This is a genomic window from Streptomyces roseirectus, from assembly GCF_014489635.1.
In the GTDB taxonomy this organism is placed as follows: domain Bacteria; phylum Actinomycetota; class Actinomycetes; order Streptomycetales; family Streptomycetaceae; genus Streptomyces; species Streptomyces roseirectus.
In genome coordinates this window covers 2174677-2197323 of the sequence record NZ_CP060828.1, presented here as the reverse complement: position 1 = coordinate 2197323, position 22647 = coordinate 2174677, and the positions used below count along the sequence as shown (strand labels likewise).

Here is a 22647-nt window from a genome sequence, read left to right as displayed (position 1 = left end):
CGCGTCGCGTCGACTGACGTTCCTTGGACGCGCGGACCCCCGCGAACGTTGGCGCGACCGGGTCCCGAAGAGGTCACGTTCGGGATTCACCCCGGACACACCGCGCTCGCGGCGTTGTCAGTGGGGTCTGAGAGGCTGGATCCATGAGCGCAGCACCTACGGGCGGTACAGGGCAGGTCGTCGTCATCGGGGCCGGGATCGCGGGACTCGCCGCGGCCCACCGCCTCCTGGAGCGCGGGGCGCGGGTCACCGTGCTCGACGCGGCGGACAGAGTCGGCGGCAAGCTGCTGCCGGGCGAGATCGCGGGCGTGCGCACCGACTTCGGCGCCGAGTCCATGCTCGCCCGCCGCCCCGAAGGCGTCGCCCTCGCGCGCGAGGCGGGCCTCACCGACCGCCTCCAGCCGCCCGCCACGGCCACCGCCTCGATCTGGACCCGGGGCGCCCTGCGCCCCATGCCCAAGGGGCACGTGATGGGCGTCCCCGGTGCCGCCGAGGCCCTGGCCGGTGTCCTCTCCGAGGAGGGCCTGGCCCGCATCGGCCGCGACGCCGACCTGCCGCGCACCGAGGTCGGCGACGACGTCGCCGTGGGCGAGTACGTCGCCGCGCGCCTCGGCCGCGAGGTCGTCGACCGCCTCGTCGAACCCATGCTCGGCGGCGTCTACGCGGGCGACGCGTACCGCATCTCCATGCGGGCGGCCGTCCCCCCGCTGTTCCAGATCGCCCAGGCCCACACCTCGCTCACCGAGGGCGTCCGCGAACTCCAGGCCAGGATGGCGGCCAACCAGCAGACCGGGCCCGTTTTCACCGGCATCGAGGGCGGCATCGGCACCCTGCCCCTCGCGGTCGCCGACACCGTCCGCGCGCGCGGCGGCGAGATCCTGACCGGCACGCCCGCGCGGGAACTGCGCCGGGACGCGGACGGCTGGCGGATCGTCGCCGGGCAACCGGGCGAGGAGCGGGAGCTGCGCGCGGACGCCGTCGTCGTCGCCGTCCCCGCGCCCGTCGCCGCCGGGCTGCTCGCCGTCGAGGCGCCGGGGGCCGCCGCCGAACTGCGGGCGATCGAGTACGCGTCCATGGCCCTGGTCACCCTCGCCTACCGACGCGCGGACGCCGACCTCCTCCCCGACGGCAGCGGGTTCCTCGTCCCGCCGGTCGACGGGCACTCCATCAAGGCGTCCACGTTCTCCTCGCGCAAATGGGCCTGGGTCGCCGACCAGGACCCCGGCGTCCTGGTCCTGCGCACCTCGCTCGGCCGCCACGGCGAGACCGAGATCCTCCAGCGCGACGACACCGCCCTCGTCGACATCTCCCGCCGCGACCTGCGCGAGGCCACCGGGCTCGACGCGACGCCCCTGGAGACCCGCGTCGTCCGCTGGACCGACGGCCTGCCCCAGTACCCCGTCGGCCACCACGCGCGCGTGGCCCGCATCCGCGAACACGTCGCCAAGCTCCCCGGCCTCGCGGTCTGCGGCGCCCAGTACGACGGCGTCGGCATCCCCGCGTGCATCGCGAGCGCCAACGCGGCCGTCGACCAGATCGGCGGCGATCTCAGCGCCGTGCGCGAGCTGGCCGCCAACCCGGTGCAGAGCCTCCACGGCGGGGCGGGAGAATGACAGGCATGAGCGAGAACGCCCCCACCACCGAACCCGGCAGGATCCCCAACAAGGGCAAGCTGGCCAAGGACCTCAACGAGGTCATCCGCTACACCCTCTGGTCCGTCTTCAAGCTGAAGGACGTCCTCCCCGAGGACCGCGCGGGCTACGCCGACGAGGTCCAGGAGCTGTTCGACCAGCTCGCCGCCAAGGACGTCACCGTGCGCGGCACCTACGACGTGTCCGGGCTGCGCGCGGACGCCGACCTCATGATCTGGTGGCACGCGGAGACCAGCGACCAGCTCCAGGAGGCGTACAACCTCTTCCGCCGCACCAAGCTGGGCCGCGCCCTCACGCCGGTGTGGTCGAACATGGCGCTGCACCGCCCCGCCGAGTTCAACCGCTCGCACATCCCCGCGTTCCTGGCCGACGAGACGCCCCGCGACTACGTCAGCGTGTACCCCTTCGTGCGCTCCTACGAGTGGTACCTGCTGCCCGACGAGGACCGCCGCCGCATGCTCGCCGACCACGGCAAGATGGCCCGCGGGTTCCCGGACGTGCGCGCCAACACCGTCGCCTCGTTCTCCCTCGGCGACTACGAGTGGATCCTCGCCTTCGAGGCCGACGAGCTGTACCGCATCGTCGACCTCATGCGTCACCTGCGCGGCTCCGAGGCGCGCAGGCACGTGCGCGAGGAGGTCCCGTTCTACACGGGCCGCCGCAAGGAGATCGGCGAACTGGTCGCGGGCCTCGCGTAACCCGCGCGGGGCTCAGCGCAGCCGGCGGGCCGCCTCCCGTACGCGGTCCGTCGGCCTCGGCTGCGGGTGCGGGGCGCACGCCGTGTGGCGGCCCGGCAGCCGGCCCTGGAGCAGGTACGCCTCCAGGTGGCGGTTGACGCACGCGTTCGACGCCCCGCCGATGCCGTGGCTGCCCGCGTCCCGCTCGGTCACCAGGACCGACCCGGCGAGCCTGCGGCGCAGCTCCAGCGCGCCCTCGTAGGGCGTCGCGGCGTCCCGCTCGGCCGCCAGGATCAGCGTCGGCGGCAGCTCGCCGGGCGCGGTGCGCACGTCCAGGGGGCGCCGGCGCGGCGCCGGCCAGAACGCGCACGGCAGGTTCGTCCACGCGTTGTCCCACGTCTCGAACGGCGCCACGCGCGCGATCCGCGTGTTGTCCCGGTCCCAGGTCCGCCAACTCGTCGGCCAGGGCGCGTCGTTGCACTCGACGGCCGTGTAGACGGCGTGCGAGTTCTCCGCCTCAGCCGCGAACTCCCGCACCGGGCCCGCCTGTCCGATCAGCTGCTGCGGCCGGCCCTTCAGGTACTCCGACAGCGCACGCGCGCGATGCGGCCAGTAGTCGTCGTAGTACGCGGCCTGGAGGAACGCCCGCTGCAACTGGGAGGGGCCGACGACCCCGCCCGCCGGTTCGGCCGCGAGCTGGGCCCGCGCGCGCTCGTAGCTGCGCAGGACGGCCTGCGGGGTGGCGCCGAGGCCGTACACGTCGTCGTGCTGGGCGATCCACTCGCGGACGTCCGTCCAGCGGCTCTCGAACGCCAGGGACTGGGCGAGGTTGTTGCGGTACCAGACGTGCGCCGGATCGGGGTCGACGGCCGAGTCGAAGACCATGCGGCGCACGTGGCCGGGGAACAGGGACGCGTACAGGGCGCCGTAGTAGGTGCCGTACGAGGCACCCATGAACGTCAGCTTCTCCTCGCCCAGGGCCGCGCGCAGCACGTGCAGGTCGCGGGCGTTGTTCAGGGAGTGGTAGTGGCGCAGGGCGCTGCCGGAGCGTTCGGCGCACCCGCGCGCGTAGGCGCGGGCCTGGGCGATCCGTTCGCGCTTGTACGACTCCGAGGGGTGGGAGGGGGAGTTCGACGGGGCCTTCACGAAGTGTTTGGGGTCCTGGCAGGACAGGGGCGCCGAACGGCCCACCCCGCGCGGGTCGTAGCCGACCAGGTCGTACGCGGCGGCGATCCGCTTCCACTCCGGGACCAGGCCGATCAGCGGGAAGTACAGGCCCGAGCCGCCGGGGCCGCCCGGGTTGTAGACCAGGGAACCCTGGCGGGGGACGCGGCGCTTGCTGTTGCCGGGGTCGCGGTGGGTGGCCTCGACCCTGCTGACCGTCAGGGGGATCAGGGTGCCGTCCGGGCGGGCGTAGTCCAGGGGCACCTGGACCGTCCCGCACTTCATGGCCCCGGGGAGGTCTTCCGCGTCCGGGCAGGCCCCGAACTCGATGCCCTTCGCGGCGGCGCGGGCGGCGGCCACGGCCGTGCCGCGCCCCTCCGGGGAGGTACGGGCGCGTCCCTCTGGAGGGGTAGGGGGTGTGCCGGCTGCGGGGGCGGCGACGAGGGCGGTCAGCAGCAGGGCTCCTGCGGCCGAGTGGAGTGCGGCGGCTCTCATCGGGGTCCCTTCGGTGCACGGCGGCGACAAAAGGGATGTTTGGGTTCGGGTGTGGGGGAAGGCAAGCACCTGGGGCGGGTGTCGGGGCAATACGCCGATGCGCCCCCCTGGCACCCCGGGTACTAAGCCGCTGTGGGTACTGAGCCGCTGTCACTTGAGTACTAGACCGCCGGTACTACGGGGTCACTCGTGCCAGGGGTACGGGGTGCGTTCGAACGCCGCCCTCAGGTTGGGCTCGTTCAGGGCGCGAACGCCGTGGACGGCGACCGAGGTGAGGTAGGTGCGGTCGTGGGACAGGGAGTCCAGGAGGCGCAGGCCCGCCGGGGAGGCCCAGCGGGCGTACGGGGGGATCTCCGCGCGGGCGATCGCGAGGCAGCTCAGCGTCAGGGCCAGGGGGAGCGCGAACCAGAGGGCGACCAGCGTGTGCGGCACGTTCGGCGCCGGGACCAGGAGGGCGACGGCGCCCAGGACGAGGACGGCCGTCGCGGCGGCGCGGACCTCGCGCAGGCCCGCCGCCACCGTCGTCCGCGCCCCGTCCGGCATCGCCAGGCCCGCGTTCACCAGGCGGTCCGCCAGGCCCCTGACCGCCTCGCCGGTCGCCGTGCGGGCGCGGACCGGGGGGATCGGGGACTGGCCCTCGGGGCCGATCGCGCCCAGCACCGAGCGCTCCATCTCGTCCCGGGCGCGCGGGTCGACGACGGTGGCCCAGCCGGTGTGCGCGAGGAGCAGACGGTGGTCGCTCGCCATCGACACCAGGGTGAGGTCGGCGACCCGGGCGGGGCCGCCGGAGAGGAACGCCGCCTCGTACAGCGTCAGGCCGTGCGCCGGGGGCGTGTGTCCGGCGGCGCGCGCCGCGTTCGTCCCGGTGGTCGCCGAGCGTACGGCGGCCAGGCACAGGCGTGCGCACGCCGTGACCGCGACGGACCACGCCAGGACCAGCAGAAGCACCCAGAACATGCCGTGTTTCTATGCCAGTTGCCCGTGGTACCACCATGCTTTGTTCACGATCCGGGCGGAGTGTTGTGGGTATGTGACGTTCCGCTTACGGGGAGTTGGGGAAGCGGAGGGTCACGGGGTGACCGGGACCGTGAGGGGCGGGGGTGAGTCCGTCGCCAGGCCCCGCGCCAGGGCGTCGAAGTCGACGTACCCCGTCGCCTCCAGGACCTGGATGTGGTCCAGGACCGCCGCGTTGGCGTCGTCCGCGAGGGCACGGACCAAAGAGTTGCGGGTGCTCGCGCGGACCTGGGCGACGGCCGGGAAGATCCGGCCGTGCGCCAGGCGCAGGAGGTTCGCGAACTTCCAGTCGTAGCCGGTGCCTTGGGCCTCGTCCAACTCCCGCAGCCAGCCCTGCTGTTGGTCCGTCGGGCGGTCCGGCAGGGGGACGTCCAGGAGGGCGGCGACGTTGCGGACGCGCTCGTCCAGGAACGTGTGGCCGTCGACCAGGTGCCGGCCCGCCGTCCGCACAGCCGTCGTCGTGCCCTTCTGCTGGGCCTGTCGGCCCGCCGGGATCTCCCACAGGCCCGCGAGGCGCACCTTCTCGATGAAATCCCGGTCCAGCGCGGACAGCGGGCCGAACCGGGTCGTCTCCGTACGGGCGTTCAGCAGGCTCGGGCCGGGCGTGCCGGTGTCCGCGCGGTCCGCGTACGACCAGATCGGGAACGCCAGCGCCAGCAGGGTCAGGATGAGGCCGACGATGATGACGCCGGTTCCGCTGAGGAGGTTGCCCGCCCAGCTCTCTTCGTGACGCGCTCGCATGGTGCCTCCCGGGTGTGGCACCGCACTTCGGTGGATCGTGTGTGCCGGGTGCGGGATCCGCAGTTTACCGGGGGATTGTGTGAACGGATGTGCGGGGGTGAATGGCGGGTGGGGGTCTCAACGGCCGGTCAGGGCACGGACCGTGCGCGCCAGCCGTGACGGGGTCCTCGGCGCCGGGCCCGACCTGTCCAGCCACCAGCGGCGGACGAGACGTCGGGTGCGGGGCGTCGTGAAGTGGGCGAGGGGTGTGCCGAACTCGCCCTCCTCCAGCAGGCGTTCGGCGAAGTCCAGAGCGTCCTGGCGGTAACCGCCGCGCAGGGGGCGGGCCGTGGCGTACGCCAGGAACGCCGGACGGTACTTCTCGCCCAGGATCTCCGGGAGTTCGGGGGCGACCTTCGCGACCACGCCGGCCCGTTTCGCCGCCAACGCCCTTGCCTGGACGGCGAGTCGGGCACGGTCGAAGCCCTCGGGGGCGGGGGTGCCGGCGGTCAGGGCGGAGAGGAGGGCGGTCTGGACGAGGGCGAGGCGCCGGCGGGTGGAGGTGTCGGGGGCGGGGTGCGGTTCCTGGACGGGGTCCGGAGTGGCCGTCGGAGAGGGGGAGTCGGCAGGCGTCGGTGAGGGGGAGGCGGTCGTCGTCGTGTTCCGCGCGGGCGTCGGCCTCACCGCCGCCAGTGTCTCCGTGCGGGTCCTCGCCAGGGAGCCCCGCGACACCGCGTCCCTGATCGCGGCCAACTCCCCGCGCAGTTCCGCCGGATCGGGGAAGTTGTCGTCGCGTTCCAGGAGGACGCCGGGCGGGGCGGTGCGGGAGGTGAGCGCGGTGAGGAGGTCGAGGACGGCGGCGGGGACGGGGTGCGCGTGGGTGTCGTGCCACACGCCGTCCCTCTCGTGACCGCCCGCGACATGGACGTACGCGATGGCCTCCACGGGGAGTTCGGCGAGCGCGCGGGCCGGGTCCTCGCCCCGGTTCACGTGGTTGGTGTGCAGGTTGGCGACGTCGATGAGGAGCCGGACGCCGGTGCGGTCGACCAGGTCGTACAGGAACTGGCCCTCGGTCATCTCCTCGCCGGGCCAGGCCAGTAGCGCGGCGATGTTCTCGACGGCCAGGGGGACGGGCAGGGCGTCCTGGGCGATGCGGACGTTCTCGCACAGGACGTCCAGCGCGTCCCTCGTCCTCGGCACCGGCAGCAGGTGGCCCGCCTCCAGCGCCGCCGTCGCGGTCAGCGCCCCGCCCGCCCGCACGAACGCGATGTGCTCCGTGACCAACGGCGCACCCAACGCCTCCACCCGCTCCGCCAACGCCCTCAGCCGCCCCTCCTCCGGCCGCTCCGCCCCACCCAGCCCCAACGAGACACCGTGCGGCACGACCGTCACCCCCCGGGCCCGCAGCCGCACCAACGACTCCGGCAGATGCCCAGCACACAGGTTCTCCGCCACAGCCTCCACCCACTCGACCCCGGGCATCCCCTCGATCGCCTCCGCGATCTCGGGCCGCCACCCTATGCCGGTCCCGAGCCGGAACGCGGGGGGCCGGAGGGGCGAGGGGGAGGGGGCGGGCCGGGTGCCGGGCGAGGTTTCCGGGGTGAGGCGGCGGCCGTGGGCGGGGTGAGCCGCCGACGCGGGCCGGTCCTCGGCGCGGAGCCCTGCGGCGGGGCGGGCGGTCGCGGTGGGCCGGGGTTCGGCTGCGCCGCGAGCCGCTGCGGCAGGGCGGGGGTCGGCTCCAGGACAGGGCGGCGGGGAGGGGTGGCGGCCGAGGGCGGGGCGAGTCGCGTCAGCGGGCCGGTCCTCGACGTCTGCCCCTGCGGAAACGTGGGCCGCCGTGGCAGGGCGTGGTGTGGCCTCCGGCCGTGAAGTGGTGGCGGGGGAGGTCGGCGGCGTGGCGTCTGGCCGGGGGCCGGAGGCGGGGCTGGTGGTGGGCCGGGGGTCTGAGGCGCGGTGGGGACGGGGCGTTGCTGTGGACCGGTTCTCGGTGTCGTCCTCTGCGGAAACGCCGGTGCCGGGACCAGTGGCCGGGGCGGCGCTGGTGCCAGGGAGAGGTGCGGCGGGCCGGGGCTCGGTGGCGGGGCCCGCCGGCTGAGTGGCGTCGGCTGCCCGGGGTGTGGTGGCTGACCGCGCAGGGGTGGCGGGGGAGGCTGGTGGTTCGGGGCTCGGCCTGGTCCCGGTATCCGGGGCGGTGGCGGGCCTCACGGCCGGGGCGGCGGTGGGCCGGGGGCCGGATGTGGTTTCTGAGGCGGAGTGAGGACCGGGGGCGAGGCGGGGCGCCGCTGTGGATCGGCTCTCGGCGTCGCCCGCTGCGGAAACGCCGGTGCCGACGCCGAGAGGCCCCGTCGCCGGGGCGGTGCTGGTGCCGGGGCGAGGGGCGGCGCAGGGCCGGGTCCTGGTGTCGGGGGCCGTTGCCTGGGCGGCGTCGGCTGTGCGGGGTGCGGCGGCCGGCCGCGCAGTGGTGGCGGGGGAGGTCGGTGGTTCGGGGCTCGGCCTGGTCCCGGTGTCCGGGGCGGTGGCGGGCCTCGCGGCCGGGGCGGCGGTGGGCCGGGGTGGCGTCCGCGTGCCGGGGCGGAGGGCGGTGTTCGGGTGTGTTGTCGGTTCCGGCAGTGTGTTCGTGCCTGGGGTTCGTTCCGGCATGGCCCCTCCTCCGGTGGTTCGGCCCTGTGTGGGTGACGGAGGTATGGCCCGCGTCACCCGGGGGTGAACCTTCGGGGGGTGCGTTCAGAGGAACATTTGAGGTTGCCGGGTCAGGGTTTGAGGGCGACGCCGCCGAAGCTGTCGACGTCGCGGCGGGACGGGTCGTCGGAGGGGGCGTGCCAGTCGGCGACGGGGACGAGGCCGGGGGGCAGGAGGTCGAAGCCGGTGAAGAAGCGGGCGAGCTGGTCGGGGGTGCGGTTGACGCGGGGGTTGTCGCCGGCCTCGTTCCAGCGCTCGACCATGGCACGCATCTCGGCGGGGTGGAACATCTCGGTGCTGTCGCAGAAGACGAGGTGACTGCCCGCCGGGAGGGCCGACTTCAGCTCGCCCACCAGGTCGTACGCCGAGTCGTCGGGGATGTGCGCGGCGATGCCGAGGAGCATGAGGGCGACCGGACGCTCGAAGTCGAGGGTGGCGCGCGCGGCCCGCAGGATCGCGGCGGGGTCGCGCAGGTCCGCCTCGATGTAGTCGGTCGCGCCCTCGGGCGTCCCGGCGAGGAGGGTGTGCGCGTGCTGGAGGACGACCGGGTCGTGGTCGACGTACACGATCCGCGACTCGGGCGCGACGGACTGCGCGACCTCGTGCGTGTTGTCGTGGGTCGGCAGGCCGGTGCCGACGTCGAGGAACTGCCGGATCCCCACCTCGCCCGCGAGATACGTGACCGCCCGCTTGAGGAACGCCCGCTGGGCGCGCGCGATGTCGACGATCTCGGGGTTCAACGACCGTATCTGGTCGCCCACTTGGCGGTCGATCTGGTAGCAGTCCTTGCCGCCGAGCCAGTAGTTCCAGATCCGCGCCGAGTGCGGAACCCCGCTGTTGATCGGCGGACGGTCGAGCGACATGACGACTCCCCGGTGCTGCGAACGGCTGTGGCGGACCTCACGGTAACCGCCTGCGCGGCCCGGATGATCCGATGGGACAGACCGTACAACTCCCCGTTCCCGGCCTTTCCGTGAGGGCGAGTCGACCCGTGGAACCGGACCGCGCGCCCACTGGCAGCCCGAACCCGGACCCGATCTTCCAGGACCGGAAGCCGGGCCTCTGATCACGGCAGCCGCCTGCGCAGCGCCGGATGATCCGACACGACCGTGCAACTCCCCGGCGCGATCTCGGTGAAGCCCGCGTCACGGACCAACGGCAGCCCGCTCGCCGTGAGTTGGGACCAGCGGCCGGGGTCGGCCGTGCGGACGGCGAGCGCGAAACCGGTGTCGCGCCAGGCGGCCCGCTCCTCGTCGCCCAGCTCCCACCAGGCGAGTTGGGCGGCGTGCCCGGTCTGCGCCATCGTCTTCCCGGCGGACATGTCGAGGTCGGGGTTGAGCCACAGCACCGGGACGTCCGTCTCCGGGCCGGCCGGCGGCTCGGGGTCGTCGAGGTCCGTGCCGGAGACCTGGAGGCGGGCGAGGTCCTTGGGCCAGCCGTCCAGCGGCACCGGCGGGAACACCCGCACCTCGGCCGACTTGCCGGCCACGGTGATCCCGTCCAGCGCCTCCGCACGCCGCCACTCCGCGCCCCGCGCCCGCCGGACCACCTTCCGGATCCGGGCGTCCTGCCAGTCCGCCATCGCCCGCGCCCACTCACCGTCCCCCGTGGAGCGCGCGTCGTCGAGGATCACCAGGACCGCGCGGGCGGCGGTCTCCAGGGCGTCGGTGCGGGCCGGCGGCGCGTCCCGCTCGATACGGACCACCAGCGGCAGGACGAACTGCGGGGCCTCGTCACGCGGGCCGGCTTCGGACTGAAACGGACTGTCACTCACCCGCAGCAGGCTACGTGACCTCACGGACAGGAGAGGATGCGGCCATGGATCACGCACTCCGGCTCGACCGCGTGGGCCGCCGCTACGGCGCGCGCGGGCCCTGGATCCTCCGGGACGTCGGCCTCGACCTGCCCGCCGGGACCCTCACCCGCGTCGAAGGGGCCAACGGCACCGGGAAATCAACCCTGTTGAGGCTGCTGGCCCGGCTCGACGCGCCCAGCGAGGGCAGGGTCGAGGGGCGGCCCCGCACCGCGTACGTCCCGGAGCGGTTCCCGGCGGCGCTGCCCTTCACGCCGGTCGGTTATCTGTGTCACCTGGGGGCGATCCATGGGCTGAGCAGGGCCGGGGCCGGGAAGGCGGCGGGGGAGTGGCTGGAGCGGTTCGGGGCCGGGGGGTTCGCGCGGACGCCGATGGGGCGGCTGTCCAAGGGGAGCAGTCAGAAGGTCGCCGTGGCGCAGGCGTTCGTGGCGGCGCCGGACCTGCTCGTGCTGGACGAGGCGTGGACGGGGCTCGACACCGAGGCGCGCGGGGAACTGGAGCGGGCGGTCGCGGAACGCACGGCGGCGGGCGGGGCCGTCGTCTTCGTCGACCACGACCCCCGGCGGCTCGCGGGGGCCGCGGACGCCGTGTACGAGGTGCGTGACGGCGGGGTCCGGCGGCGTGCGCGGGAGGAGGCCGTCGTGCCGGACGGGCCGTGTGCCGTCGTCGAGGTGCGCGGGGCTGTGGGGGCGGAGCTGCCCAGGGAGGTGCTGCGGCGGGCCGTCTCCGTGGGCTCCGGGGAGGCGGGCGTGCGCCGGATCGCCGTTCCCGTCTCGCACTCCGACGTCGTCCTGCGGGCGCTGCTGGACGCCCGGCCGCCGTGGCACGTCGAGAGCGTGCGCACGGAGGAGGGGCGATGAGGGCCGTCGTGCGGTATCAGGCGGCGCTGCTCGCGCGGTCGCAGCGGTGGCTGCCGCCGGTCCTGCTGTACGCCGTCTTCCTGGGGGTCGGGGTGCAGGGCGGGCAGCCGATCCTCGACTCGCTCGGGTACGCCGCCGCCGCGCTGCTGCCGGTGACCGCCTGGCTCGTGCGGATCTGCGCCGGCCACGAGCCGTCGGCCGCGCGGAGTGTCGTCGCGGCGGCCGTCGGGCCCGCGCGGGCGCATCTGGGGGCCGTGCTGGTGGGGGCGGGCGCGGGGCTCGCGATCGGGCTCGTGGGGACGCTCGTCGTGACCTGGATCAGCGATCCCGTCAGCGCGGACCACCAGCGCCGGGTGCCGGTCCTCGACGCCGCCGGGGCGGGCGTGCTGGCGGCGCTGGCCTGCGCGCTGCTGGGGACCGCCGTCGGGGTGCTGAGCGCGTGGCCGGTGCTGCGGTCGTCGGGGAGGGCCGTGCCCGCGCTCATGCTGGGCGCCCTGCTGGCCCTCGTCGTGAGCGGGTCGCCCGCGCAGGCGGCGGTCAGCGGGCTGGTCACCGGGTCGCGGGACGCGGTGGTCCCGGTGCCGGTGGTGCCGGTGATCGTCGCGGGGGTTGTGGCGGTGGGGGTGGTGGCGGGGGCGTGCGCGCTGGTGTCGCGGCGGACGGCGGACTGAGGGGCACCGGCGTGTACGCGCCCCTCGCCAGCTCAGCCCGAGCACGCCGTCCGCTGCGCCTCCTGCCACTCGCACACGGGACACAGCGTGATCCCCTTCTGCGTCTCCGGATACTCCGTCGGCTCGCGGCACAGCACGCACTCGGCGTACGGGGTGTCGGTCATGCCGGTCAGCCTACGGCGGCCCGGATCTGCTCGGAGACCTTCACGAAGCGGTACCCCTTGCGGCGCAGTTCGGGGACGATCGTGCGCAGGGCGCGTTCCGTGGTGGGGGCGGCGCTGCGGGTGCAGTGCATGACGACGACCGAGCCCGGCTTGACGCCGTCGAGGACTTGGCGGGCCACCGCGTCCGCGTCCGTCGCGAACGCGTCGCCGCTGACGACGTCCCACTGGACGGCCGTCACACCGGTGGCGCTCAGCGCGTGCAGGGCCGTCTTGTCGTAACAGCCGCCGGGGAAGCGGAAGTAGGGCATCGCGTGCGGAACACCGGCCGCGCGGAAAGCGGCGTACGCCTTCTCGACGTCCGCGCGCATCCCCGACTCCGGGACCGTCGGCAGGCCGTAGCAGTCCGACGTGAACGCGTGATGGCTGTACGAGTGGTTGGCGACCTCGAACAAAGGGTCCCGGCCGATCGAACGCGCCTGCTCCGGGTACTCCTCCGCCCAGCGCCCCGTCATGAACACCGTCGCCGGAATCCTCAACGCCCGCAGCGCCGCGATCAGCCCCGGGTTGTCGAATCGCTCCCCCCTGGCCGCCCGTGCCCCCTGATCAGCGGTCATATCCGCATCAAAGGTGAGCGCCACCGTCCGCGCCCCCCGCGGCGCATGCTCGAAGACCGGCGTGAGCCCCGAGGGCCCCGCAGCCATCGTCGGAGGCGCCGAGGGCACAGGCCGGGACGGGGACGGGGACGGCGAGGCCGACGCGGCCCGCTCGGGCGCCGGAGCCGAGGCCGGCGGACCGGCCTTTGTGGTGCCGCAGGCGGCGAGCGAGGCGGCGAGGGCCGCGACGGCGGCGAGACGGCGTACAGGAGTGATCACCGTAGGACGATATGCCGATCACACAAACCAACCGAGCCGCCGCTCCGGACGTTCACTCAGGTGGGCCGGGCCTCGACCGGGCGGAGTCGAGACACGGGCGCGCTGCGGGGGCGGGACGCTCAACCGGGTGGCGTCCCGCCCCGTGGTGCAGCCGCTCGGCGATCGCGGCTTCGCAGGTCGTGGCCGAGTTCCGCGCGTCAGCCCGGGGCCGAGTGGCCTCGTCGCGCTGACCGGCTCACGCAGCGGCGCGGGCTTCGGCCTCGTCGGCGATCGCAGTGCTCGGACGGGCGCGGTCCGGACGGCTCTACACCACTCGGCGGTTCGCCACCCTCAACCGACGCCGGGATACCCGACAGGGCCGAAGGCTTCCCCGCACCGGACGCACGGCGGGGCCGGAGTCGCGCACCGGGCCGGGCGCGTGAGCGAGGCCGAGGCGCTGGAGCGGGGCCGGAGAGTACGGCGCAGCCGAAGGCTTCCTCGACGCGGATGCGAGGCGGGGTCGGTGTGCGCACCGGGGTGAGGTGCGTGGCGGGGCTGGAGTGCGCACCGGGGTGGAGTGCGCGGCGAGGCTGGGGCGCCTGAGAAGGACCGGACGCGTGAACCGGGCAGGCCGGGGTGTGTGACGGGGCCGGGATGCGTGGCCGCGACGAGGGTTTTCCTTGTCCGGTTGCGCGGCGGGGCTGGTATGTCCGGATCGGGTTGGGGTGCCTGGCGGGGTTGGGGTGTCCGAGTCGGGCCGGGGTGTCCGGGCTGGGCTCGTGTGGCCGAGGTGCGTCGGGGTGTGTGATGGGGCCGGGATGCGTGGCCGCGACGAGGGTTTTCCTTGTCCGGTTGCGCGGCGGGGCTGGTATGTCCGGATCGGGTTGGGGTGCCTGGCGGGGTTGGGGTGTCCGAGTCGGGCCGGGGTGTCCGGGCTGGGCTCGTGTGGCCGAGGTGCGTCGGGGTGTGTGATGGGGCCGGGATGCGTGGCCGCGACGAGGGTTTTCCTTGTCCGGTTGCGCGGCGGGGCTGGTATGTCCGGATCGGGTTGGGGTGCCTGGCGGGGTTGGGGTGTCCGAGTCGGGCCGGGGTGTCCGGGCTGGGCTCGTGTGGCCGAGGTGCGTCGGGGTGTGTGACGGGGCCGGGATGCGTGGCCGCGACGAGGGTTTTCCTTGTCCGGTTGCGCGGCGGGGCTGGTATGTCCGGATCGGGTTGGGGTGCCTGGCGGGGTTGGGGTGTCCGAGTCGGGCCTGGGTGTCCGGGCCGGGCTCGTGCGGCCGAGTCGCGCCGGGGTGTCCAAGGCGGGGGTTGGGGTGTCCGAGCCGGGCCTGGGTGTCCGGGCTGGGCTCGTGTGGCCGAGGTGCGTCGGGGTGTGTGACGGGGCCGGGGTGTCCCCGGGCCCGGCCCCGTCCGTTGTGGGCGGCGTTGGGATCGCCGCGGGGTTCGCTACCGCCAGGGGCCCGTTACCGCGAATGTCGTGCCGGGGGTGTAGCAGTTGAGGTACATCGTCCGGCGGTCGGGGGAGAAGGTGACGCCGGCGAACTCGCCCCATTCGGGGGTCTCCGGGGTGCCGATGTTCTGGCGGCCGCGGGCCATGGCGTAGACCTCGCCCTGTCGGGTCACCCCGTAGACGTGCTGGGCGCCGTTGCCGTCCTCGCAGACCATGAGGCCGCCGCTGGGGGCGAGGCAGATGTTGTCGGGGGACTCGCCGGGGAGCTGGATGTCGGTGTCGGGGCCGAAGACGACGACGAGGGTGAGGCGGCGGCGGTCGGGGTCGTACCGCCAGATCTGGCCGAAGTGGGTGGCGGCCGACCCTTGCGAGGTACGGGCGAACGAGGACACGAAGTAGACCGAACGGCCGCCCCAGTAGCAGCCCTCCAGCTTCTGCGAGCGGGTGATGCCCTTCGGCCCGTAGTCCTGGAGCCGGGTGGACGTCGTGGAGGCCACCGGGTCGGGGACGTCGACCCACTCGACGCGGTCGAACGACGCCCCCGTCTCCTGGATCGTCGAGAGGTCGTCCACGCCCGGGACACGCATCGCCTGGAGCCGGCCGCCCGCGCGCAGGGAGCCGAGTCCGCCGAGGGGTTTCGCCGGGAGGAAGCGGTAGAAGAGGCCGAACGGCTTGTCGAAGGCGTCCTCGGTCTCGTACACGACGCCGTTGCGCGGGTCGATCGCGATGGCCTCGTGCGGGAAGCGGCCCATCGCGGTCAGCGGGACCGCGCCCGTGCGGTGCGGGTCGGCCGGGTCGACCTCGAAGATGTAGCCGTGGTCCTTGGTGTAGCCGCTGGTGCCGGCCTTGTCCTCGGTCTCCTCGCAGGTCAGCCACGTGCCCCAGGGGGTGGGCCCGCCCGCGCAGTTGACGGCGGTGCCGGCGATGGCCACGCGCTCGGTGAGGACGTCGCCCCGGGCGTCCAGCGTGAGGGCCGTGCAGCCGCCCTTGCCCTCGGGGTCGTAGGTCAGGCCCTCGACCGTCGGCACGGGGTGCTCGGCCGTCGGGCGGTTCTCGTGGTTGCGGACCAGGTGGACGCGTCCGCCTCTGCCCGGCAGGGCCGTCATGCCGTCGTGGTTCGACGGGACGGTGCCCTCGCCGGAGCGCAGGGGGTCGCCCTCGCGGGACAGGACGCGGTAACAGAAGCCCTCGGGGAGGTCCAGGAGGCCCTTCGGGTCCGGGATCAGGGGGCCGTAGCCGCGGTGGCCGATCGGGTCGGCGACCGCGGTGCCGGCGAAGAGGTCGGTGAGCGCGCCGGCGAACACGATCCCGGCGCCCGCGGCACCGGTACGGGTGAGGAGGGTGCGGCGTGTGGTGGACATGAGGGGCCTTCCTGCTGGCGGACAGGGAGTTGACCCGGTGTGTCTATCAGGGGGAACGCCGTACCGGAACCAGGCGTGTCGTTCTGTGGAACGAGGGGGCTCGGAAGGGGGTGGGGGGTGTGCGCCGTCGGAGGGTGCGGCAACGTTGTGGCTGGTCGCGCAGTTCCCCGCGCCCCTAAAAGATGCGCAGTTCCCCGCGCCCCTCAAGACGCGCGGTTTCCCGCGTCCCCAGCCGCTCGGCGTTGTCCGCACCCTCCAAAAGCTCTAGCCCGCCGTCACTTTCACCGGCTCCGTCATCTTCACCGGCTCGGTCCCGACCTCGCTGTGCCGCTCCGCCCAGTTCTCCAGGGCCGTCCGGCACGCGTGGTCCAGGTGGTGCAGGCCCGACAGGTCGAGTTCGACCGGCCGGTCCTGGGGCAGGGACTCCAGGCTGTCGAGGATCTTCGGCAGCCGCAGGAACGTCGCGTTGCCCGACAGGTACGCCTGGACGGGGCCCGCGCCCTTGTCGACCACCTCCAGTTTGATGTGCGACGCCTCCCAGGCCGTCTTCACGACCGCGAGCGCGAGACCGATGAGCACGCCCTCGAACATGCTGACCGCGACGATGGAGACGGCCGTGGCGACGAGGATGAGGGCTTCACCCCGGTGCTCGCGCCACAGCGAGGCGATCGCCCGGACGGGAACCAGCTTGGCGCCCGCGTGGACGAGGATGCCGGCCAGCGCCGGGATCGGGATGTAGGCGAGGAGGTCGGGGAAGAGCGCGGCGAACAGCAGGAGCCAGACGCCGTGCAGGACCCGGGACGCCTTGGTGCGGGCCCCCGCCTGGACGTTCGCGGCGCTGCGGACGATCACCGCCGTCATGGGCAGCGCGCCGAGCACCCCGCAGACCGCGTTGCCCGCGCCCTGCGCCATGAGTTCCTTGTCGTACTCGGTGCGCGGACCGGAGTGCAGCCGGTCCACGGCCGCCGCGCTGAACAGGGACTCGGCGGACGCGATCAGCGTGAACGCGACGACCGTGCCGAGCAGCCCGACGCTGCCCAGCTCCCCGAAGTCGCCCAGCGAGGGCGGCTGGATGGAGTCCAGCAGCCCCTTGACCTCGACGGTCGCCACCGGCAGGTCGAGGACGAGCGCGGCGGCGGTCGCGAGCCCCACGGCGGCCAGCGGACCCGGCACCGTACGCACCTTGGCCGGCATCCGCTTCCACAGGACGAGGACGGCGACGGTTCCCGCGCCGAGCGCCAGCGAGGACAGCGCGGCGGTGGAGCCCGCCGCGTCCACGAACGCCTCGGGCAGCCCGGCGATCTTGCCGAGCCCCGACTCGGGGGCCTTCGTACCGATGAGCGAATACAGCTGGCCGGCGATCAGCACCAGACCGATACCGGCCAGCATGCCCTCGACGACGGAGACCGAGATCGCCCGGAAGTAGCGGCCCAGTTTGAGGGCCCCCATGGTGATCTGGAGGACGCCGGTGGCGAGGACGATGACGCCGAGGGCGGGCAGGCCGAACTCCTGGACCGCCTCGAAGACGAGGACCGTGAGGCCCGCGGCGGGCCCGGACACCTGGAGGCTGGAGCCCCGCATGAGTCCGGTGACGATCCCGCCGACGATGCCGGTGATCAGGCCGAGTTCGGCCGGCACCCCGGAGGCCACGGCCACGCCCACGCACAGCGGGAGCGCGACCAGGAAGACCACCAGGGAGGCCGCGAAGTCCTCCTTGAGGTGCGGGAAACGGGATATACGGGTGTTCTGAGAGGTCGTCATCGGGCCGCTCACAGAGCCTGGAAGCGGTCGGTGGCGACGTCGTGCTCCTGCACGGCGCCCGTGTGGACCTCGTAGTACCAGCCGCGCACCGTGAGCCGGCCGTCGGCCAGCCGCTTCTCGACGCACGGGTAGGAGCGCAGCCGCAGGAGCTGGGCGAGGACGTGGTTCTGGACCGCGCGGGCGACGGTCGGATCGGACGGCTCGGTCGCGTCGGGCTCGTCGGCGGCGTGCGCCAGCCAGTCGCGGACGGCCGGTACGGCGTCCAGGTCGTCACCGCGCACGAGCGCGCCGACCGCGCCGCAGTGCGAGTGACCGCACACGACGATGTCGCTCACGCCGAGGACTTCCACGGCGTACTCGATGGTCGCGGCCTCGCCCGAGGGGGCGCCGGAGCCGTACGGGGGGACGATGTTGCCCGCGGTGCGCAGCTCGAAGAGCTCGCCGGGGCGGGCGCCCGTGATCAGCGCGGGGACGACCCGCGAGTCCGAGCAGGTGATGAAGAGGACCTGAGGGGACTGGCCTTCTGCGAGCTTGGCGAACTCCTCAGGGCGCTGTCCGAACGTACGGGCGTTGTCGATGAGGGGCTGCATGATGTGGTGACTCCTCCTGGCGCGCTGTGGGGGGCGCGTCGGACGTGCAGGACAGGGTGGGGGAACTGCTCTGTTCTGCCTGCTCTCTCAGCAGCGGAAGACCTGAAGTGCCGCTGGAGAGTGGCCCGTCGACGGTCTCGACAGGCGGTGGCGGTCCGCACCGGGCAGTGCTGCCGGGTGCGCGGCCGCGGGATCCTGCGCCAGCATGACGCGTTCGGGCTCGGAGGGAGCCGTGTCGGCGTTCAGGGTGACGCGGTGTCGGTCGCGGGTGCGCAGCGGACCCGCAGGACCCCCGGACCGGTCACAGTCGCGGGACGTGACCTTCGTGTCACGCAGAGCCATACCCGAGGGATGCTTTCCGGGCTGAGCCTTGGCCTGTACTTGACTGGCCGTGTGCGCGTGTGTGAAGGGTGACGCGGTGGTGAAGAAGGGGAGAGCGAGAAGGAAGGCGGCGACGAGCGCCATGCCCATGCGAACCGTCCTGCCTTGGAACATGCACCCCCCTCGACGTTTCCGCGCCTCTAGTCAGTACCAACGACTGGTCAATGACTGGTCAAGAAACACGTTAACCCTGCAAAGAGCTTTGCAGGGTTAACTCGACGTTTCGAGCGGGAGACCGCCTCAAAAGAGCGGGATACGTGTCCGGAACCAGCCCTTGACAGCGATTGGTTGGCTCTGAATCAGCCTTCGATGAGCGGTTTCGCGTCACGCGCCAGCGCGGTGAGCCGGGAGATCGCGCGGAAGTACTTCTTGCGGTACCCGCCGGCCAGCATCTCCTCGCTGAACAGCCGGTCGAAGGGCAGCCCCGACGCCAGCACCGGCACCTCGCGGTCGTACAGCCGGTCGGCCAGCACGACCAGGCGCAGGGCCGTCGACTGGTCGGGCACCGGGCCGACGTCCGTCAGGCACACCGCGCGTACGCCGTCCGTCAGCGCGCCGTAGCGGCTCGGGTGGACCTTCGCCAGGTGCTCCAGGAGCGCCGGGAACGCGTCGAGCGAGGTGCCCTCGGTGGCGTACGCGGTCTTCGCGACGATCTCCTCGTCGTACGGCGCGGGCGCCTCGGGCAGGCCCCGGTGGCGGTAGTCCTCGCCGTCGATGCGCAGCGCGCGGAAGCGGGCGGACAGGCCCTGGATCTCGCGCAGGAAGTCGGCCGCCGCGAACCGGCCCTCGCCGAGCTTGCCCGGCAGCGTGTTGGAGGTCGCGGCGAGCGCGACACCCGCGTCGACCAGCTTGCCGAGCAGGGTGGAGACGAGGACGGTGTCGCCCGGGTCGTCCAGCTCGAACTCGTCGATGCACAGCAGGCGGTGGCCCGAGAGGGTCTTCACCGTCTGCTGGAAGCCGAGCGCGCCGACCAGGTTCGTCAGCTCGACGAACGTGCCGAACGCCTTCAGCGCCGGCTCGGCCGGGGCCGCGTGCCACAGGGAGGCCAGCAGGTGGGTCTTGCCGACGCCGTAGCCGCCGTCCAGGTAGACGCCGCGCGGGCCCGCGGGCGCCTTGGGCCTCCTGCTCCCGAACCCGAGGAACCCCCGCTTGGCCGCACCCGCCGCGTGGGCGCCGCCCAGGCCCTGCGCGAAGGTCTCCAGGACGCGGACGGCGTCCGTCTGGCTCGGCTGGTTCGGGTCCGGCAGGTACGTCCCGAACCGCGCCGCCGCGAACCGGGGCGGCGGGACCATCTCGGCCACCAGGCGGTCCGCGGGGACGTGCGGCTCGCGCGTGCACAGCGAGACGGGTGCCGCGTGGGCTATCGGTTCGATCCCAGAGGAGCCGGGGGAGTACATGGACACGGTTACCCATGCTAAAGGGCATGCGAGACTGCCGGGCATGCGACGCCTGTTCCCTGTGACCGACCAGACAGCCACCGCCGAGGCGGGGGAGTGGAGCCTCGACCGGCTGGCGGACGCGTACGGCTATCCCGAACTGGCCCAAGGGAAGTGCTGGCTGCGCGCCAACATGGTCGGCTCCCTCGACGGCGCGGGCCAGCACGACGGCCGCTCCCGGCCCCTTTCCGGCGAGGCGGACCTGCGGATCTTCGGCGCGCTGCGCGGGCTCGCGGACGTCGTCATCGTCGGCGCGCAGACCGTACGGCAGGAGGGGTACGGGCCCGCACGCGCGCGGGCGGAGTTCGCCGCACGCCGGGCCGCCGCGGGACAGGGGCCCGCGCCCGCCGTCGCCGTCGTCTCCGCGAGCCTCGACCTCGACTTCACGGGGGAGCTGTTCACCGCGCCGCTTGTGCCGACGCTGGTGCTGACCGGCGCGGGCGCGGACCCGGCGCGGGTCGAGGAGGCGCGGAAGGCGGGGGCCGAGGTGGTCGTCGCCGGGGACGGGGCGGGGGTGGACCCGGCGCGGGTGCCCGGTGTGCTCGCCGGGCGCGGGTTCACGCGGCTGCTCACCGAGGGCGGGCCCCGGCTGCTCGGGCAGTTCGTGGCGGCCGGGGTGCTCGACGAGCTGTGTCTCGCGCTGTCGCCGGTGCTCACCGCCGGAGGGGCCCAGCGGATCACCGACGGGCCGCCCGTGGCGGTGCCCCGGCGCTTCGCACTGACGTCCCTTTTGGAGGAGGACGGGTTCCTCTTCGGGCGGTATCAAAGGGGAGAGGGGGGTTCCGGAACGTGAGTCCGACACCCCGGAGCTGTCAAAAAGCCGGAATGTGTCGTTCCGCTTAGCTTCGGGTGGGCAGACTAGGACTCGGCAGGACCCGTGCGAGCACGGGGAAGGATGGTTTCCGCAGGGCCATGGACGGCCTTCGGAGGAGTGAGGGCCACGGGGGTCCTCGAAGGAGAAGCGGGGTACAGGTGTTCACCAGCGTTCTGATGATCGAGAAAGCTCTGACGTCCGCCGACGTGGAGTTCGTCACGACCTTGCACGGCGATGAGCCCGTCACCTTCCACGTGCTGCTCCAGCCTCGCGGGGACCAGGCGGACCGGCTGCTGCGCGCCATCGACGACGTCGCCCTCGGCGAGCTCGACGAGGCCGTCCACGAAGGCGACACCCCCGAGGGCGAGGCCGCGCGCAGCGTGGGCGCGCAGGCGCTGGAGGTGTCCCTGACCGCGCTGCGCGCCGCCGGCAGCACGGCACAGGGGACCCTCGTCGAGAACCACCCGCTGGACGCGCTGAAGAGCGTGGTCGACGAGGCCGGCGCGGACGAGGTGATCGTGCTGACCGACCCGCACTACGTGGAGGAGTTCTTCCACCGCGACTGGGCCTCGCGGGCGCGGCACAAAGTGGGCGTGCCGGTGCTGAAACTCTTCTCCCACAACGAGGCGTAAGCCCGTAGCGCCGGGCCCCGGCTAGGGTTGGGCCGACTGACCTGTTCTGGCTCGACCTCTGGAGTACTCGCCATGGCACCCGGCCTTCCCGCCTCCCTCGAACGTCCGCACTTCATCGGGATCGGCGGGGCCGGGATGTCCGGGATCGCCAAGATCCTGGCCCAGCGGGGCGCGAAGGTCGCCGGGAGCGACGCGAAGGACTCGGAGACGGCGCAGGCGCTGCGGGCGCTCGGCGCGACCGTCCACATCGGGCACGCCGCGGCCCACCTCGCGGACGACGCCAGCAGCGTCGTCGTCTCCTCGGCGATCCGCGCCGACAACCCCGAACTCGTGCGCGCCGCCGAGCTGGGCATCCCCGTCGTCCACCGCTCCGACGCGCTCGCCGCGCTCATGGACGGCCTGCGGCCCATCGCCGTCGCCGGCACCCACGGCAAGACGACGACCACCTCGATGCTGGCCGTCTCCCTCGCCACCCTCGGCCGTGAGCCGTCGTACGCGATCGGCGGGGACCTCGACGCGCCCGGCTCCAACGCGCTGCACGGCGCCGGGGAGATCTTCGTCGCCGAGGCCGACGAGTCCGACCGCAGCTTCCACAAGTACGCGCCTGAGGTGGCGATCGTGCTGAACGTGGAGCTGGACCACCACGCCAACTACGCCTCCATGGAGGAGATCTACGACTCCTTCGTCACCTTCGCGGGGCGGATCGTGCCCGGCGGGACGCTGGTGATCTCCGCTGACCAGGACGGCGCGCGGGAGCTGACGCGGCGGGTCGAGGGCGTCCGGGTCGTGACCTACGGCGAGGCCGTCGACGCCGACGTCCGCGTCCTGGCCGTCGTCCCGCAGGGGCTCAAGAGCGAGGTGACCGTGCTGCTGGACGGGCGGGAGCTGACGTTCACCGTGTCCGTGCCCGGCCGGCACTACGCGCTGAACGCGGTCGCCGCGCTCGCCGCCGGGGCCGCGCTCGGGGTGCCCGCCGAGGAGCTGGCGCCCGCGCTGGCCGCCTACACCGGGGTCAAGCGGCGCCTCCAGCTCAAGGGCGAGGCCGCCGGGACACAGGTCATCGACTCCTACGCCCACCACCCCACCGAGATGACCGCCGACCTGGAGGCGATGCGGGCCGCCGCCGGGGACGCCCGCATCCTCGTCCTCTTCCAGCCGCACCTCTTCTCCCGCACCCAGGAACTCGGCCGGGAGATGGGCGCGGCCCTCGCGCTCGCCGACGCCTCCGTCGTCCTCGACATCTATCCCGCCCGCGAGGACCCGATCCCGGGGATCACCAGCGAGCTGATCATCGACGCGGCCCGCGCCGCCGGGGCCGACGTCACCGCCGTCCACGACAAGCAGGCCGCGCCCGGTGTCGTCGCGGGAATGGCCCGGCCCGGTGATCTCGTTCTCACCATGGGCGCGGGCGATGTCACCGACCTCGGCCCGCTGATCCTGGACCAGCTGTCTCGATAGAGGG

19 protein-coding genes are annotated in these 22647 nt (G+C 73.6%); 7 read left to right on the top strand and 12 right to left on the bottom strand.

Annotated elements, in window-relative coordinates; all coding sequences use genetic code 11:
* Window positions 1-143 precede the first annotated feature (143 nt).
* The gene (hemG, locus tag IAG44_RS09020; RefSeq protein ID WP_187746611.1) at window positions 144-1613 is read left to right on the top strand and encodes a protoporphyrinogen oxidase; all 1470 of its coding nucleotides are present in this window, start codon (window positions 144-146) and stop codon (window positions 1611-1613) included.
* Window positions 1614-1618: 5 nt separating this feature from the next.
* The gene (gene hemQ, locus IAG44_RS09015) at window positions 1619-2350 is read left to right on the top strand and encodes a hydrogen peroxide-dependent heme synthase (protein WP_187746610.1); all 732 of its coding nucleotides are present in this window, start codon (window positions 1619-1621) and stop codon (window positions 2348-2350) included.
* 12 nt (window positions 2351-2362) lie between these two features.
* Here the strand turns inward: hemQ and IAG44_RS09010 are convergent, their stop codons facing one another.
* The 6 genes from IAG44_RS09010 to IAG44_RS08985 all read right to left on the bottom strand — a co-directional run bounded on the left by IAG44_RS09010 (window position 2363) and on the right by IAG44_RS08985 (window position 10175).
* On the bottom strand, window positions 2363-3988 hold the full coding sequence (locus tag IAG44_RS09010; RefSeq protein WP_187746609.1) for an alpha/beta hydrolase: 1626 nt from the start codon (window positions 3986-3988) through the stop codon (window positions 2363-2365).
* A 183-nt stretch (window positions 3989-4171) separates the two neighbouring features.
* The gene (locus tag IAG44_RS09005; protein ID WP_187746608.1) at window positions 4172-4945 is read right to left on the bottom strand and encodes a TIGR04222 domain-containing membrane protein; all 774 of its coding nucleotides are present in this window, start codon (window positions 4943-4945) and stop codon (window positions 4172-4174) included.
* Window positions 4946-5056: 111 nt separating this feature from the next.
* Window positions 5057-5743: a DUF4142 domain-containing protein gene (locus tag IAG44_RS09000; protein ID WP_187746607.1), complete on the bottom strand. Its 687-nt coding sequence runs from the start codon at window positions 5741-5743 to the stop codon at window positions 5057-5059.
* 117 nt (window positions 5744-5860) lie between these two features.
* The gene (locus IAG44_RS08995; protein WP_246561592.1) at window positions 5861-7204 is read right to left on the bottom strand and encodes a multinuclear nonheme iron-dependent oxidase; all 1344 of its coding nucleotides are present in this window, start codon (window positions 7202-7204) and stop codon (window positions 5861-5863) included.
* Between the two features lie 1268 nt (window positions 7205-8472).
* Window positions 8473-9264 (bottom strand): SAM-dependent methyltransferase, encoded by a 792-nt coding sequence (locus IAG44_RS08990; protein WP_187746606.1) that lies wholly within the window; start codon window positions 9262-9264, stop codon window positions 8473-8475.
* Window positions 9265-9467: 203 nt separating this feature from the next.
* Window positions 9468-10175 (bottom strand): aminoacyl-tRNA hydrolase, encoded by a 708-nt coding sequence (locus IAG44_RS08985; RefSeq protein WP_425508431.1) that lies wholly within the window; start codon window positions 10173-10175, stop codon window positions 9468-9470.
* 44 nt (window positions 10176-10219) lie between these two features.
* On the opposite strand from IAG44_RS08985, the gene IAG44_RS08980 reads away from it, so the two are divergent.
* Both IAG44_RS08980 and IAG44_RS08975 read left to right on the top strand, forming a co-directional pair.
* Window positions 10220-11074: an ABC transporter ATP-binding protein gene (locus tag IAG44_RS08980; protein WP_187746605.1), complete on the top strand. Its 855-nt coding sequence runs from the start codon at window positions 10220-10222 to the stop codon at window positions 11072-11074.
* Window positions 11071-11745: an ABC transporter gene (locus IAG44_RS08975; protein ID WP_187746604.1), complete on the top strand. Its 675-nt coding sequence runs from the start codon at window positions 11071-11073 to the stop codon at window positions 11743-11745. Before IAG44_RS08980 ends, IAG44_RS08975 begins: the two co-directional genes overlap by 4 nt.
* Before the next feature lie 32 nt (window positions 11746-11777).
* Here the strand turns inward: IAG44_RS08975 and IAG44_RS44235 are convergent, their stop codons facing one another.
* The 6 genes from IAG44_RS44235 to zapE form a co-directional block, all read right to left on the bottom strand.
* Window positions 11778-11909 carry a hypothetical protein gene (locus IAG44_RS44235; protein ID WP_281404281.1) on the bottom strand — a complete coding sequence of 44 codons (132 nt, stop codon included), beginning with the start codon at window positions 11907-11909 and terminating at the stop codon, window positions 11778-11780.
* A gap of 5 nt (window positions 11910-11914) precedes the next feature.
* Window positions 11915-12781: a polysaccharide deacetylase family protein gene (locus tag IAG44_RS08970; protein ID WP_187746603.1), complete on the bottom strand. Its 867-nt coding sequence runs from the start codon at window positions 12779-12781 to the stop codon at window positions 11915-11917.
* Window positions 12782-14206: 1425 nt separating this feature from the next.
* Window positions 14207-15571 (bottom strand): alkaline phosphatase PhoX, encoded by a 1365-nt coding sequence (locus IAG44_RS08965; protein ID WP_187746602.1) that lies wholly within the window; start codon window positions 15569-15571, stop codon window positions 14207-14209.
* Window positions 15572-15835: 264 nt separating this feature from the next.
* A complete protein-coding gene (locus IAG44_RS08960; RefSeq protein WP_187746601.1) occupies window positions 15836-17332 on the bottom strand; it encodes a SulP family inorganic anion transporter in 1497 nt (498 codons plus the stop codon).
* An 8-nt stretch (window positions 17333-17340) separates the two neighbouring features.
* A complete protein-coding gene (locus IAG44_RS08955; RefSeq protein ID WP_187746600.1) occupies window positions 17341-17922 on the bottom strand; it encodes a carbonic anhydrase in 582 nt (193 codons plus the stop codon).
* A 680-nt stretch (window positions 17923-18602) separates the two neighbouring features.
* Window positions 18603-19700: a cell division protein ZapE gene (gene zapE / locus IAG44_RS08950; RefSeq protein WP_187752583.1), complete on the bottom strand. Its 1098-nt coding sequence runs from the start codon at window positions 19698-19700 to the stop codon at window positions 18603-18605.
* A 43-nt stretch (window positions 19701-19743) separates the two neighbouring features.
* Here zapE and IAG44_RS08945 point away from each other — a divergent pair, with 43 nt between their 5' ends.
* The 3 genes from IAG44_RS08945 to murC all read left to right on the top strand — a co-directional run bounded on the left by IAG44_RS08945 (window position 19744) and on the right by murC (window position 22643).
* Window positions 19744-20532 (top strand): pyrimidine reductase family protein, encoded by a 789-nt coding sequence (locus IAG44_RS08945; RefSeq protein WP_187746599.1) that lies wholly within the window; start codon window positions 19744-19746, stop codon window positions 20530-20532.
* 179 nt (window positions 20533-20711) lie between these two features.
* On the top strand, window positions 20712-21185 hold the full coding sequence (locus IAG44_RS08940; RefSeq protein WP_187746598.1) for an indole-3-glycerol phosphate synthase: 474 nt from the start codon (window positions 20712-20714) through the stop codon (window positions 21183-21185).
* A 72-nt stretch (window positions 21186-21257) separates the two neighbouring features.
* On the top strand, window positions 21258-22643 hold the full coding sequence (murC, locus tag IAG44_RS08935) for a UDP-N-acetylmuramate--L-alanine ligase (protein WP_187746597.1): 1386 nt from the start codon (window positions 21258-21260) through the stop codon (window positions 22641-22643).
* The last annotated feature ends 4 nt before the right edge of the window (window positions 22644-22647 follow it).